Below are 13,308 nucleotides of genomic sequence, written 5' to 3'. Positions count from 1 at the left end.
AGGGGCACCGGACGAGAGGAAGCGATTTGTACCCACGGTACGTTCTGGCACGTAGATGCTTCGCCGACGAGTAGCGCAGACGCGGGACCAGGTCAAAGAGAAGCTAGTGGCTGCGTTGATAGAAGACCACTCACCGCGAGAGGTTGCGGTGAGCTTCAGCGTCGGCGTGTTCCTCACCGCACTGCCGACGCTTGGCACCGGCTTTCTCGCCTTCCTCGTCCTCGCGTACCTGTTCAAACAGCTCAGCAAGGTCGCGCTGTTTGCGTCTGTCCTGATACTCAATCCGCCGGTCAAGTGGGGCGTGTACGCGTCGAGCTTCTGGCTCGGCAACCAGATTCTGGGGCCGGTACCCGGCCTGTCGTTTGACGGCGTCTCTGTCTCAATGGGGAGCGACGTGCTGGTCCGACTGTGGACAGGAAACGTCATTCTGGCCGTCGTGTTCGCCGCCGTCGGGTACGTGCTCGCGTTCCGGTTGATCAACGAGTACAGGCGACGGCAGGCCGGATCGGCCGCGGTCAGTTGAACTAGCCGGGTACGAATGCGACGGTAAGTGAAGTGGTTGCCAGCGGCAGCGATGGCCGGCGAACGTGACAGCCGCTTACTGGGAGAGTCCTGTCGAAACTACGACATATGTATCCCTTATCTGGAAGGGTAGGGCCGCCTTCGGGGATATAGTATCGCCACCTTTTCATATTTATACTGATAATACGCCGGGCGAACGATGCAGGACGTCGAATTGAGCCGACGGCAGGTTCTGACGACACTCAGCATTGGAACAGCAGGAATAGCGGGTTGTAGCTTCGGATCCAGTAGCGACTCACCATCTGGCACCGAACCCGAGCAGACAGCCACATCGACGTCACAGGGAGTGGAGTCACCCCTTTCCATCGACGCCCCGGGCGAGTATTTGCGAGACGAATCGGTGTCGATCAGGGTGACCGGTGCCGAGCCCGGGAGCGAGGTGACAGTCCGCGCGACGATGGAGGATGGAGAAGGAATCGAATGGTCCTCCGAAATGCTGGTCGAAGCCAACGGGCAGGGTGTGGTCGATCTATCCAAACAGGCCCCAAAAGATGCGAACTACGATGGAGTCGATCCGATGGGGTGGTGCTGGTCGATGCAACCCGACGGCTCCGACGGCGAGTTCCGGACGGGATGGGACAGCGCCGAGAAGACCGTTCGTATTACCGCAGAGACAGACACAACAGAGACGGTCCACAAGCTACAGCGACGGATGCAAGCCGAGGGGGTAACGGAGTCGAGTATCACGTCGGACAGCAAGGGATTCCTCTACGAACCAGCTGGCGATGGACCGTACCCGGGCGTGCTGGTGCTGCACGGGAGCGGCGGGATGCCATTACGAAACTGGGCCCGGCTGCTCGCCTCACACGGCTACGTAACCCTGTCGCTCCAGTGGTACGGGACTGACGATATCACGCCGACAGAGACGTATTCCGGGGTTCCACTGGAGTATTTCGATACCGCTGCCACGGTTCTTCGCCAGCGCGATAACGTCGTCGACGGACCGGTCGGCGTGTGGGGAACCTCGAAAGGCGGTGAAGCCGCACTGTTGCTGGGCGCGCGGTTCGACTGGGTTGGTGCAGTCGTCGCCCTCGCTCCGAGCAGCCTCGTGATGGTCGGTGAAAACTTCAAGACATCGACATGGAGCGTCGATGGAGAACCAGTTCCGTACATCCCCGCACCCGATAGAGCCACCGAGACAGCAACGAGTGACGAGTCTGGGGTCGTCATTCGAAAGTTCTACGAGGCTGCTGTCGACCAAGCGTCCGAGGAAGCAATCAGGGACGCTACGATTGCGGTCGAACAGACGGACGCGCCGCTCCTGTTAGTGTCCGGGAGAGACGACCAGCTCTGGCAGTCCTCCGCGCTGAGTGAACGTGCGATACGCCGACTGGAGGACAGCGACGTGTCCTTCCCATACGAGCACCTCGCCTTCGAAAATGCGGGTCATGCGATCGGACCGCCACATAAACCCACCACACAATCGATGAAGTACGGCAACTGGGTCTACGGTGGAACGCCAGCCGGGAATGCCGAAGCGAACGCGAAACACTGGTCGACGGGCCTCGACTACCTCGAACGTGGGTTAAAAACCGAGGGGTAGGGTAGCCACTTTTCTTCCGTCCCAACAGCGCTTGACCGCTCACATATGATGGCTACAGGACACACAGATTCCACTCCGAAAACCTCGACTCATTGTTGACGGTCCTGGAGACGAGCGGCAAATATTGCAGATCTCAGTCCCGCCGAACGACGAATACGGACAGGTCCGAGAACCGCGTGTCCTCTCTGCTGTCACCGCCGGCATCCTCTGCGAGGTCGCCGAGCGTCGTCGCTGTCTGGGCCTCATCGTCGTGGGTGAGCCGCTCGTAGACCAGCGCCGGTAGCTCGGGGTCGCCGCCGGCATCCAACAGTTCGGCCGCGATGTCCTCAGGCATCAGGTCGAACGGGCGCGGCAACACGAGCAGGTGTCGGTCGCCGACATCGCTCCGAAGCCGGTCGAGATCGGATGAGAGGTCACCGCTCTTGTGTAGCGTGACAAACGTCGTGTCCTCCATCGGCGTCCGTGCCCGACTGGCAGCGATCTGGAGCGAGGAAATGCCCGGCACGATACGAACCGGACAGTCGACAGCACGCTGGACCTTCCCCACGAACTGATAGCCCGAGTGATTCGGGTCACCCATCGCGACCGCAGTCCCGCGCTCACCGTCGGCCACGCGCTCGGCGAAAGCGTCCAGGGTGTCGAGTTCGTCCCGGTAGCCACAGGTCAGCAGGTCCGCGTCGGTCCGGTCGGCGACGAAATCGACCACCGTCTCGAAGCCGACGACGACATCGGCCTCGCGGATCGCCTGCTCACCGCGCGGCGTCAGGAAGTCAGTGTTCCCCGGGCCAATGCCGACAGCATGGACCGGCCCGTCCGCGTCAGGGTCCTCGGGCGCTCTCGCCGCAATATCGGCCGGGTCCGGGCCAGAGTCGAGGTCGTAGTCGTCCTCAGTCATCGAAAGAGACCTCGCCCTCGCGCACGTCGCTGGCGACATGCACCAGTTCGTTCGTCAACCCGGCTGCCAGCCCGCTCCCGCCGCGGCGGCCGACGTTCGTGATAGTCGGGACACCGTGCTCGGCGGCGACCTCGCGGAGCCGTTCCCGGCTCTCGGCCGCCTTGACGAAGCCGACAGGCGTGGCAACGACCACTGCCGGGCGCGTGCCGTCCTCGATGCAGTCCGCGAGTGCGAGCGCGGCGGTCGGCGCGTTCCCGACGACGGCGATGGCTCCGTCGTAGACGCCCTGTTTGTCGAGTTCGAGGACCGACGCGGCCGTGCGGGTCATCCCGGTTTCGGCGGCTAGTTCCGCGCCGTTGCCGATGGCCTTCTTGACTGGACAGTCGTGGCCGCGGCCGGTGATGCCGGCCTTGACCATCGTGATATCGGTGACGATAGGCTGTTCGTCCAGCACCGCCTGCGCGCCGGTCCGCACCGGCTCGTCGTCGTCCGCCCCGGTGAAACGAACGAGGTGCTGGAACTCGGGGTCGCCGGTCGCATGGACGGACTTCTGGCGAATCCGGTCGGCCAGCGTCTCGTCCGGGACGAGTTCGCGCACGCGGTCCATCGACGTCTCCGCGATGTCCATTGCGTTCGAGGTGGTCGCACCGAGGTCGGCGTACTCCTCAAAGTCATCGTCGCTGTTCGCGTCACCGTCTGTCGCATCATCTGCGTCGGCGGTTTCACCGCCTCCGTCTCGCGACGCCTCCGGCGTCGCGCCATCAGTCGTCATCTGAGGACACCTCCGGTCGTTCCGCTCCGCTGTTGCGTGCTTCGAGGTCACCATCGACTTCCAGATTCAGGTCTCGCAGGCGATCCCGGGTGTCGTCGTCAGCGTCCCAGAGCCCGCGGTCGATAGCTTCGAGTAGCGTGTCAGTGATCGAGTCCAGCGCCCAGGGGTTCACGTCGCGGAGCCAGTCCTGACGGTCCTCATCGAAAGCGTAGCGCTCGGCCACGTCCTCCCAGAGGGTGTCGCTGACCACGTCGGTCGTGGCGTCCCAGCCGAGCACCACGTCGACCGTCGTCGAGAGGTCGCCAGCGCCCTTGTAGCCGTGTTCCTCCATCGAATCGAGCCACGCGGGGTTGAGCACGCGGGCGCGCATCGCCTTCCGGACTTTCTCCTCGTTGGTGTACACGTCGACATTGTCCGGGTCCGAGGAGTCCCCGACGTAGGAGTTCGGTTCTTCGCCGGCGATCTCCGTGACTGCGGAGATGAAGCCGCCATGGAATGCATACCAGTCCGAGGAGTCGAACTCATCTTGCTCGGCGGTGTCCTCGATTTTGACCGTCGCGTCGACGGAGGAGAGGCGGCGCTCGAAGGCGTCGTGGGCGTCGCTCACTCGGCCGCGCGACCCCATCGCATAGCCGCCCCACTGGACGTACACGTCGGCGAGGTCAGAGCGATCGTCCCAGTTGCCCTCGTCGACGGCCTTGTTGGTCCCGGCTCCGTAGCCGCCGGGTCGGGTCGTGAAGACGCGGTGTTTCGCCGCGCTCTCGGCGTCGCCCTCGTCCATGCCGTCGGCGACGAGGTCGTCGGTCTCCTCCTCGACGTGTTTCTTCACGTAGTTCATCTCGTGGGGTTCATCAAGGTCGACAACGGCGTCAACGGCGTCGTGGACGACCCCTGCAGCCGCAGGGAACGCATCACGGAACAGGCCGGAAACGCGCGTCGTCACGTCGATTCGCGGGCGTCCGAGTTCGTCCAGCGGAATCGGCTCCACGTCCTCGACGCGGCCGGCGTCGGACCAGACCGGTTCGACGCCCATCAGTGCAAGCACCTGTGCGATGGTCTCACCGCGGGTCCGGACCGTCGGCGTGCCCCAGACGACGACGCCGATTTCCTCGGGGTACTCGCCTTCGTCCGTTTCGTGGCGCTCCAGAACGCCATCAGCGACCTCGCTACCCACGTCCCAGGCCGTCTTGGCCGGGACCTTCCGCGGGTCCAGCGTGTAGAAGTTCCTGGCTGTGGGAAGCAGATCGACGCCGCCGCGGGTCGGCGCGCCGGAGCCGCCGGGCGGGACGTACTCGCCCGCCAGCGCGTCGGCGGTGCAGGGAATCTCGTCGGCCGCGCCGGCCACCCGCGGGGCCGCCTCGTCGCAGATGTAGGCCAGCGCCTCGCGGAGGTCTTCGTGTGCGCCCGACCGCACGCGGGCATCGCCGAGCGGTTCGATATCGACCACGAGGAGGTTCATATTCACCTCGGAGGTGCTGTCTTCGAGTTCGCTCTCGGGCACGTCAAAGTCGTGCTCGGCCAGCGTCCGGACGAGGTCCTTGCTCGTCTCGTGGACGTGGTCGGCGGCCTCAGCGTAGGTCATCCCCAGCGCCTCGTCGTACTCGCCGGGGGCGTTCCGGAGCTTGTCGTAGTCGACGCCGAGGACACCCGCGACGCTCTCACGGAGCGACGGCGCGCCGGGGTTTTCGAGCCGCGTGAGTGCGACCAGATAGTCGACCAGTCGGTCGTCTGCGGGCGGTTCACCCATCGTGTGCAGGCCTTTCCGGATCTGGGTCGTTTTCACATCGGTGAGATACTCGTGGACCCGTTCGACGAGGGCGTCGATGTCGAGTTCCGCACCGTCCACGTCACCCTCCGCCAGCGTCGACCCGGCTTCGTCCGGGCCGCGCACGTCGGCTTTCTCGTCGATCTCACCAGCAATACCGAGTTCCACGGCGAGGTCCAGTTCGTCGACAGTCTGGTGGATCTGCTCGGCGAGGTGCTCGCCGTCGTCGGTCCGGGCGTCCTCCATGCCGGCCTCGCGGTAGCGGTCAGCCAGTTCCTCCAAGTCGGCGAGGTCGTCGTAGGTCCCGGCGTTGGCCATTACCGGCGTCAGGTAGTCAACGATGGCGGCGTAGGACCGGCGCTTCGCCTGCGTTCCCTCGCCGGGGTTGTTGACGATGTACGGGTAGACGTTCGGAATGTCGTCGATGAGCTGGTCCGGCGCGCTCTCGCCGTCTAGCCCGACGGTCTTGCCGGGCAGCCACTCCAGACTGCCGTGGGTCCCGAGGTGGACGACGGCATCCGTCTCGTAGCTGTTGCGGAGCCAGCGGTAGAAGGCGACGTAGTCGTGGGGCGGCTGGAGGTCCGAGTCGTGGTACACCTTCGACGGGTCCATGCCGAACCCGCGCGGGGGCTGGACAGTGACGAGGACGTTGCCGAACTCCACGCCGGGAATCGCGAACGGGCGGTCCGGTGGGTCGCCCCACTCCTCGACGACGTTCTCGCGGAAGTCTTCATCAAGCGTCTCGAACCACTCGCCGTACTGAGTCGGCGAGACGGTGTCGACGCTCAGCTTACGGACATCCTCCGGAGCGACCCAGCGGTCGTCGAGGGTGAGCTGTGCGGTCAAGCGCTCGACCAGCGACTGGCCGCTATCGGGCATCGTGTCACCGAGGTCATATCCACGAGCGTCCAGTTCCTCCAGCAGATTCACTGTGCTCTCTGGCGAGTCCAGCCCGAACGCCGTGCCGATACCGTCGTCGCTGGGCGGGTAGTTGTGCAGCACGACGGTCACGTTTTTCTCATCGTTCGGGGTGTGGCGCAATTCGGCCCAGTTGACCGCCAACCGTGCGACGTGGTCGATACGGTCGTCGATGGGGAAGTGTTGTTTCGGCGCGCTCCCGATATCGGCGTCGTCGTCGGTCCGCTCCTTGCCCGAGATGGGGTGTGTGATGACGTTGCCGTCGAACTCCGGGAGTGCGACCGAGAGCGCGAGCTCGAAGCCCATCACGCCCGTGTCGCTGCTGTCGTAGCGCGAGCGCGAGCGCATCGTCGTCACGGTCTGGATGACCGGGACGCCGAGTTTGTCGAGGAACACGTCCTGTGCGCTCTGGCCCTCGTCGTCGGCGCTGCGGCCACGTTCGTCCATCGACAGCGAGAACATGAACGACGAGCAGACGGCGTCGACAAGGGGCGAGCCATCGTCATCCAGCAACCACTCCTCTGTGACCTGCTCGGCGTTCCACTGGCCCTCGGCGTCGGTTGCTGGCTCACAGAAAATCGGGAGCGCGTTCGCGCCTTGGGCCTCGATGGCGCGGACCTGCGCGTCGACGTACCGGGTGTTCTCGTGGGTCCAGTGTGACTCATAGAACCAGACGGCGACCGTCGGTTTCGCCGGGTCGAACGTCGCCCGCAGGTCCTCGATGCTCGCGCCGGGGTGGTCGGGGTGATACACCCCTTCTGTCGGGAGTGTCACCGGGTCGTCGTACGAGGGGTCGGCGTCGCCGTACTGCGCGACGAGGTAGCGAACACAGTTGGCGACGTTGCTCGCCCCGCCCTTGTCGAGGTAGTCGTAGACGGTCTCTCGGTGCTCATCGGGGACCGATGTGTCCTCGAAGGCGAAGGCGTCACCCGTCGCTTTCACCACGAGCGGGACGCCGGCCTCGCGCAGCCGCTCGACGGCGAGGTCGTAGCCGGGCATGCTGTCCTCGGCCCCGTGGAGCCAGAGGATGACGGCGTCGGCGTCGGTCAGTTCATCGACGAACGCCTCGACCGCTGGCTCGTCGTCGAGGTCGCTCTCCGAGCGCACGACGAGGTCGGCGTCGACCTCGCCCGCAGCCCGTTGGACGGCCCCGAGTTCGTTCTCCGTCGCGGTGTAGAGTCCTAGCTGTGGCATAACGTTATTAAATCTCCGTTTGCACTAATACAAGTATGGTTGTATTCGGCGCGGGCAAAAAAGCTTCGCAGGGACCGACGTTCGCGGCCGTCGTCGGCCAGCGCGACCTCAAGGACGGCCTGCTGGCCGTCGCGACGGACGACGACCTGGACGGCTTGCTGGTCCGCGGCGAGAAGGGAACGGCGAAGTCGACAGCGGTGCGCGCGCTCGCCGATCTGCTGCCCGAGCAACGCGCGGTCGCGGACTGTCCCTACGGCTGTCCGCCCGACCGCCCTGACGAGCAATGCGAAGACTGTCGAGCGCGTACGGACCCACCTGTCGAGACGCGGCCGGTTCCGCTGGTGACGCTTCCACTCGGCGCGACCCGGGACCGGGTCGTGGGGACGCTGTCGGTGGCCGACGCGCTCGACGGCGACCACGAGTTCGACCCCGGCCTGCTCGCCCGCGCGAACCGCGGCATCCTCTACGTCGACGAGGTAAACCTGCTGGACGACCACCTCGTGGACGTGCTGCTCGACGCGGCCGCAAGCGGCCAGAACCGGGTCGAGCGCGACGGCGTCACCGTCACCCACCCCGCCGAGTTCACGCTCGTCGGGACGATGAACCCCGAGGAGGGCGACCTCCGTCCGCAGTTGCGGGACCGTTTCGCCCTCCAGACCGAGGTCAGCGCCTGCGAAGACATAGACGACCGCGTCGCCATCATCGACCAAGCGCTCGGGGAAGACGGCGACGAGGAGACACGGACCGAACCCGACCGCAGTCCGGGCGAGCGGCTGCGGACCGCCCGCGACCTGCTCCCAGAGGTCGACCTTGCCCGCGAGTTCCGAAAACAGATCGCCGAACTCTGCCGAGACGCAGGTCTCGACGGCCATCGCGGCGACATCGCCACAGCGCGGGCAGCCCGGACGTTTGCCGCGCTGGACGGGCGAACGACAGTCCTGGAATCGGATATCGAACGCGCCGCCGAGTTCGCACTCCCCCACCGGCTCACCTCTCGGCCCTTTGAGGACGCACCGGACGTGGACGACGTGCTCGACGATCACTTCGAGGACGAGGAAGGCGAATCTGAGGAGGAGTCCGCCGAAGACGGAGAGCACGGTGGTGAGGAAGGCGACGCGGACGACGAGGAAGAAGCGGCCGGCGGCGAACCGGCAGATGACGGGAATGATTCTGCGGGCAATGGAGATGAGAACGAACAACAGGAACAGCAGCCAGACGACGAGGAGCAATCCACTGAGGACGGCGACAGCGAGTCAGACGAGCGCGGCCAGCAGCCGACGCCCGCTTCAGCCGACAGCGACGGCGAGCAGCAGGAGTCTGAAGCCAGCGACGGCGAGGGAGAGGCAGGGGACGATGGTGACGAGCAGGGGGAGTCCGACCCCGAAAACGCGACCCCGCTGCTGCCGGGCCAGTCCCGTGCCGCAGTCGGCGACAGCGGCGCACCCGACGTGGACGCCCCGTCGGTCGACACGGACGGCGGGAGCGCGAGCGGCCGTGCGAGCGCAACGGGAACGAAACGCGGCGCAACGGTCCGCACCGAGCGCGCCGGCCGCGACGACGAGGTCGACGCCGCGGCGTCGGTCCGAGCGGCGGCCAGCCGTGGGAGTGGTCGCGTCGAGTCACGAGATCTCCGGAAGTCCGTTCGCGCAGGCGACGCCGAAACGCTGGTCGTGTTTGCCGTCGACGCGAGCGCGTCAATGCGCCCAGCAATGAAAGCCGCGAAGGGTACCGTGCTGGAACTACTGAAAGACGCCTATCAGGCCCGCGATCAGGTCGCGTTCGTCACCTTCGCTGGCGAGGGCGCGGACGTGGTCCTCCCGCCGACCGACAGTGTCTCGCTGGCGGCCCGGCACCTGAAGGACCTCCCGACCGGCGACCGGACGCCGCTGCCGGATGGGCTGACGGCCGCCTGCGAGGTACTCGACCGGGCGGACCCGGACGCCGGCGTCGTCGTTGTCGTGACTGACGGCCGGGCGAACACCGCCGACGGGAGTCCGGTCGCGGCGACCAGAACCGCGGCGCGAACGCTCGGTGAGGAAGCCAACCGGACCGTTGTGGTGAATGCTGGCGACGCGGGGCGCGCTGGATTGCTCGACCTTGTTGCAGAGGAAACGGACGCGTCAGTTGTCTCATTGGACGCGTTGACCGCCGAGCGCGTCAATGCCGTCGCCGGCGACCAGTAGCTCTTGATCGGCGCTGTATCAGGCGGAAGTTTTACAATCTTACTTGTTCTTAATACAAACGAGATTTCAATGCAGGATGACACTGATACCAAACACGCAACGGATAGCGTGTACGACCGTATCGAACGCGCAAAGGCGTCACTGACTGGCCCACAGATCGCCATCGCCGTCGCGCTGGTGGCGGCGCTCGGCTTCACGCTGCTGTTCGTGCAAGACCCAATGTTGCACGACTCACTACACAACTTCCGACACAGCGCCGGCATCACCTGCCACTGATGGCGACTGACTACCTCGAACGCGGCGCGATGGCCGGCGTGGCAGGTGGGCTGGTCTACGGCCTGTTCGTCGCAACGGTCGGGAACGCCTTCACCGCCGGGCTGGAGACGTTCGAACACAGCCACGGCGGGGGCGGCCCCGTCGTCTCCGAACTCACGACGACCGTCGCGAGCATCGGCGGCGGCGTCCTCTGGGGCCTGCTGTTCGGCGTTGCAGCCTTCGGAATGGCGTACTTCTTCCTCGAACCCGCGATCCCCGGTTCGGGGGCGACAAAGCGACTGGCGCTTGCGGGAGCCGGCTTTCTCACCGTCTCCGGCGCGCCGTGGCTCGTCTTGCCGCCACAGCCACCGGGCGTCGAACAGGCGCTCGGGACAGAGACACGCCTCGCCTGGTACGCCGGCCTGATGGCACTGGGTGCGCTGGTCGCAGTGCTCGCCGGACTCGCGTATCAGCGGACGGCGCGCCACCATACCGCCGTTCGATTGGGAGCCATGGCGCTGCCGCTCGCACTGCTCGCGGTTCCAGTCGCGCTCGCACCGGCAAACCCGGTCCATGGTGACGTACCTGCCGCGCTCGTCGCGGCCTACCGCTGGACAGTCGTGTTCGGTCAGCTAGTGCTGTGGGCCACCATCGCTGGTGTGCACTCCTGGCTCGGCGAGAACGACACCGCCGCTGTGGACGACCTAGACTATTCCGCGACGGCAGACTGACGACGCGATTCAGATTTTTCCGGCAACTGTTCCGAGATTCAGCGCCAGCCCAACAATACCGATAACAGCGGCGAGAACGAGGTTCGCTGTCGTCCCGCCGACGCTGAACGGGGCCGTGCCGGCCGATGCCAGCGCGCCGAACCCGATGCCGGCGACGACGAGCGCCACGCCGGCTAGCCCGACGAGCATCGTGCCGGTCGGGCCGAACCGACCAGCTGACCGGTCCGCCTCGTACCGGTCCAGTGCATCGTGCATCGTCTCCGTAATCGACGCTTCCACATCCGCCATCTGCCCCGAAAGGTAGGTGTTTAGCGTCTCCTCGTGCTCGTCGAGTTCCGTGGCACGTTCGGACAACTGCGCATCGTACTCCGTCAGTTCAGCCTCGCGCTCGTCGAGGTCGGTCTCGCGGTCGTTGAGAGTGGCTTCGCGTTCATCGAGCCGGTACTCCCGCTCGTCCAGTTCCGCCTCTCGTCGGTCCAGCTCCGCCTCATGGGTATCAATCTTCTCTTCGCGCCGGTCGAGTTCCGCGCTCCGCTGGTCAAGGCCCATCTCCCGCTCGTTGAGCCGTCGCTGCATCTGCGCGAACTCTCGTTCGCGCTCGGTTGGGCGGTCGTCGACGGTGCTGTCGTCGTCAGCTTTGGCGTCCGCTGCCGGCTGTGCCTCCTCGTGATCCGGGTCTGTATTATCGGCCATACTGGGCACCCATACCGAAATGCTACGACTATCGAACGGTTAGTTTGACACCACATAACACAGTAATCGGAGCCAAACCGGGGACAGGACATCTGAGCAAAAAGTCGTCTGGAGTGCCGTTAGAGTACAAGTCGCTACGTCGACGCATCAGCGACGGATGTCTCGATTCGATGCAACCGGTACGCACCACGCTCATGACCCTCATCGTGGTAGACGACCGGTTCCTCGACAGCAACAGCGGTCCCGTTAGAGACTGCGGCCGCCGTCACGACGCCATCCGTATCCAACGTGTCGACGGGACCGTCAACGACATCGAACAGTCGAAGCGCGTGGTCGTCGGCATCGCGGTCCCGGAAGTTCTGCGCGCCGGGAACAGCCAGCAACGAGCCGTCGGTGCCCAGCCCGCTGGCGAAGCCGCCCACGGGCGCGTCCCAGCGGCGGTCACCGTCCGGTGAGACACCAACGGCGGTGTGCTCGTCCGGGTGACGGGCGTCGGTCTCACGACCGTCCTCTGGATACGTGTTGCCGGTGACGAACACCGCGCCGTCGTCCGTCGCGTGGACGTGGTTCGGGTACGCGTAGACGGTGTCACCGGCCACGTCGGTCGGCGTCGCCAGTGGAACACGCCAGCACTCTCGGCCGCCGCTGTCGAGCCGGTAGCCGCGGTAATCGCCGTGACTGGAGACGACAGCGCCGTCAGCCAGCAGCGCAACGTCGCCGACGCGGCGCTGGCCGTCGGTCCCGGGGTCCCACATCCAGCGCGGGTCGCCGTCGTCGGCGTCAAGAACGACGAGGCCGTGCTGGTGGTCGCCGGGACATCGGTTGTACGCGACAGCAACGCGGTTCCCGTCGGCGTCGATCGAGATGGGGGAACCGTCGGTCTGGTAGGTCCAGTCGACAGTGCCGTCGGGTGCAAAGGCATAGACGAGGCTCTCGAAGTGGCGGAGATCATTCCCGTCATCGTCGGTTCGGCGTTCGTACCGTCTGGCAGCGGCGTAGAGACGGTCACCGTCAGTGGCGAGGCTGGCGACGAAGGGAAGCAGAAACCGTGTGTCCTGCTGTGGGTCACCCAGGTCTGTCCGGGTTTCGTACTGCCATCGCAGGTCGCCATCGGCATCGTGACAGCGGATCTCGCCGCGGACGCTGCGTTCGCCAACGACGACGCCGTCGTCGAAGGGTACCGCCGCGACGACGCTTGGTTCGCCATCCGTATCGTACTGCCAGCGCCGGTGTGGCGGGCTGGAGTCTGCCGACACGTCGAACACCTGCAGGCCCCCGTCGGCGGTGCCGACGACTGCGAGGCCATTGGTCAGCGTGACCGCCGAGCGGCGGCCCTGATGGCGCGAACGGGCCGGTGCTACGTCCCCGAGATCTGCAGTCGGGGCGCGCTGGCTACTCATCGATCGGGAAAGCCTCGTGAAGCACGTCGTGGGCCTCACCGAGCCCAGCGAGGACATCCTCGCCCTGCATGGTGATGCGCGACACCGCCCGCTCAGCGTCGCGGACAGCGACGAGTCGGCCCCGGAGGTAGTCGTACTCGGGGTCGTCTTCGGGGGTTGCGGCGATCTCTTCTTCGAGATCCACGAGCGCGGCGTCGAGGTGGCGCTCGATAGCGGCGAGCGTCTTCGCGCCCGCAAGGGCCTTTATCGGGCCGGTCATGTGGCCCTCCAGCTCCTGTTCCGCGTGCTGGCGCGCGTGGTCGTCTTCGGTGCCGAGAACGTTCATGAGACCCAGTCGGAGGGCCTCGATTTCGTAGCAGCTCATGTGTGTCTTGAAT

Annotated in this window: 11 protein-coding genes; 5 read left to right on the top strand and 6 right to left on the bottom strand. The window is 65.7% G+C overall.

Going from position 1 to position 13,308, the window contains the following annotated elements; all coding sequences use genetic code 11:
- Positions 1 to 55: 55 nt before the first annotated feature.
- Positions 56 to 523 carry a DUF2062 domain-containing protein gene (locus tag RBH20_RS00225; RefSeq protein ID WP_306704314.1) on the top strand — a complete coding sequence of 156 codons (468 nt, stop codon included), beginning with the start codon at positions 56 to 58 and terminating at the stop codon, positions 521 to 523.
- Between the two features lie 198 nt (positions 524 to 721).
- Positions 722 to 2,125: an acyl-CoA thioesterase/bile acid-CoA:amino acid N-acyltransferase family protein gene (locus RBH20_RS00220; RefSeq protein WP_306704312.1), complete on the top strand. Its 1,404-nt coding sequence runs from the start codon at positions 722 to 724 to the stop codon at positions 2,123 to 2,125.
- A gap of 133 nt (positions 2,126 to 2,258) precedes the next feature.
- Here RBH20_RS00220 and RBH20_RS00215 read toward each other — a convergent pair whose 3' ends face one another.
- Genes RBH20_RS00215 through cobN form a run of 3 tightly spaced genes read right to left on the bottom strand, consistent with a single transcriptional unit; the run spans position 2,259 to position 7,669 of the window.
- On the bottom strand, positions 2,259 to 3,020 hold the full coding sequence (locus RBH20_RS00215) for a cobalt-precorrin-7 (C(5))-methyltransferase (protein WP_306704310.1): 762 nt from the start codon (positions 3,018 to 3,020) through the stop codon (positions 2,259 to 2,261).
- Positions 3,013 to 3,792 carry a precorrin-8X methylmutase gene (locus RBH20_RS00210; protein ID WP_058993117.1) on the bottom strand — a complete coding sequence of 260 codons (780 nt, stop codon included), beginning with the start codon at positions 3,790 to 3,792 and terminating at the stop codon, positions 3,013 to 3,015. Before RBH20_RS00210 ends, RBH20_RS00215 begins: the two co-directional genes overlap by 8 nt.
- Positions 3,782 to 7,669: a cobaltochelatase subunit CobN gene (gene cobN / locus RBH20_RS00205; RefSeq protein WP_306704306.1), complete on the bottom strand. Its 3,888-nt coding sequence runs from the start codon at positions 7,667 to 7,669 to the stop codon at positions 3,782 to 3,784. Before cobN ends, RBH20_RS00210 begins: the two co-directional genes overlap by 11 nt.
- Before the next feature lie 35 nt (positions 7,670 to 7,704).
- Between cobN and RBH20_RS00200 the strand changes: the two genes are divergently transcribed.
- The 3 genes from RBH20_RS00200 to RBH20_RS00190 all read left to right on the top strand — a co-directional run bounded on the left by RBH20_RS00200 (position 7,705) and on the right by RBH20_RS00190 (position 10,838).
- Positions 7,705 to 9,852: a VWA domain-containing protein gene (locus RBH20_RS00200; RefSeq protein ID WP_306704304.1), complete on the top strand. Its 2,148-nt coding sequence runs from the start codon at positions 7,705 to 7,707 to the stop codon at positions 9,850 to 9,852.
- A gap of 69 nt (positions 9,853 to 9,921) precedes the next feature.
- Positions 9,922 to 10,128 (top strand): CbtB domain-containing protein, encoded by a 207-nt coding sequence (locus tag RBH20_RS00195; RefSeq protein ID WP_058993123.1) that lies wholly within the window; start codon positions 9,922 to 9,924, stop codon positions 10,126 to 10,128.
- Positions 10,128 to 10,838: a CbtA family protein gene (locus RBH20_RS00190; RefSeq protein ID WP_306704301.1), complete on the top strand. Its 711-nt coding sequence runs from the start codon at positions 10,128 to 10,130 to the stop codon at positions 10,836 to 10,838. The genes RBH20_RS00195 and RBH20_RS00190 overlap by 1 nt, the downstream gene beginning before the upstream one ends.
- A gap of 9 nt (positions 10,839 to 10,847) precedes the next feature.
- On the opposite strand, the gene RBH20_RS00185 is transcribed toward RBH20_RS00190, so the two are convergent.
- The 3 genes from RBH20_RS00185 to RBH20_RS00175 form a co-directional block, all read right to left on the bottom strand.
- Positions 10,848 to 11,531 (bottom strand): Rnase Y domain-containing protein, encoded by a 684-nt coding sequence (locus RBH20_RS00185; protein ID WP_306704299.1) that lies wholly within the window; start codon positions 11,529 to 11,531, stop codon positions 10,848 to 10,850.
- A gap of 134 nt (positions 11,532 to 11,665) precedes the next feature.
- Positions 11,666 to 12,931: a PQQ-binding-like beta-propeller repeat protein gene (locus RBH20_RS00180; RefSeq protein ID WP_306704297.1), complete on the bottom strand. Its 1,266-nt coding sequence runs from the start codon at positions 12,929 to 12,931 to the stop codon at positions 11,666 to 11,668.
- A complete protein-coding gene (locus tag RBH20_RS00175) occupies positions 12,924 to 13,295 on the bottom strand; it encodes a DUF3209 family protein (RefSeq protein ID WP_306704295.1) in 372 nt (123 codons plus the stop codon). Before RBH20_RS00175 ends, RBH20_RS00180 begins: the two co-directional genes overlap by 8 nt.
- Positions 13,296 to 13,308: the final 13 nt, after the last annotated feature.

This window comes from Haloarcula sp. H-GB4 (assembly GCF_030848575.1).
GTDB lineage: Archaea > Halobacteriota > Halobacteria > Halobacteriales > Haloarculaceae > Haloarcula.
The sequence above is the reverse complement of the archived record's forward strand: the minus strand, read 5'-3'. Positions and strand labels throughout refer to the sequence as shown.

Coding starts and splice junctions, on each gene's coding strand:
- RBH20_RS00225 (WP_306704314.1), top strand. CDS start 56: ATGCTTCGCCGACGAGTAGCGCAGACGCGGGACCAGGTCAAAGAGAAG.
- RBH20_RS00220 (WP_306704312.1), top strand. CDS start 722: ATGCAGGACGTCGAATTGAGCCGACGGCAGGTTCTGACGACACTCAGC.
- RBH20_RS00215 (WP_306704310.1), bottom strand. CDS start 3,020: ATGACTGAGGACGACTACGACCTCGACTCTGGCCCGGACCCGGCCGAT.
- RBH20_RS00210 (WP_058993117.1), bottom strand. CDS start 3,792: ATGACGACTGATGGCGCGACGCCGGAGGCGTCGCGAGACGGAGGCGGT.
- cobN (WP_306704306.1), bottom strand. CDS start 7,669: ATGCCACAGCTAGGACTCTACACCGCGACGGAGAACGAACTCGGGGCC.
- RBH20_RS00200 (WP_306704304.1), top strand. CDS start 7,705: ATGGTTGTATTCGGCGCGGGCAAAAAAGCTTCGCAGGGACCGACGTTC.
- RBH20_RS00195 (WP_058993123.1), top strand. CDS start 9,922: ATGCAGGATGACACTGATACCAAACACGCAACGGATAGCGTGTACGAC.
- RBH20_RS00190 (WP_306704301.1), top strand. CDS start 10,128: ATGGCGACTGACTACCTCGAACGCGGCGCGATGGCCGGCGTGGCAGGT.
- RBH20_RS00185 (WP_306704299.1), bottom strand. CDS start 11,531: ATGGCCGATAATACAGACCCGGATCACGAGGAGGCACAGCCGGCAGCG.
- RBH20_RS00180 (WP_306704297.1), bottom strand. CDS start 12,931: ATGAGTAGCCAGCGCGCCCCGACTGCAGATCTCGGGGACGTAGCACCG.
- RBH20_RS00175 (WP_306704295.1), bottom strand. CDS start 13,295: ATGAGCTGCTACGAAATCGAGGCCCTCCGACTGGGTCTCATGAACGTT.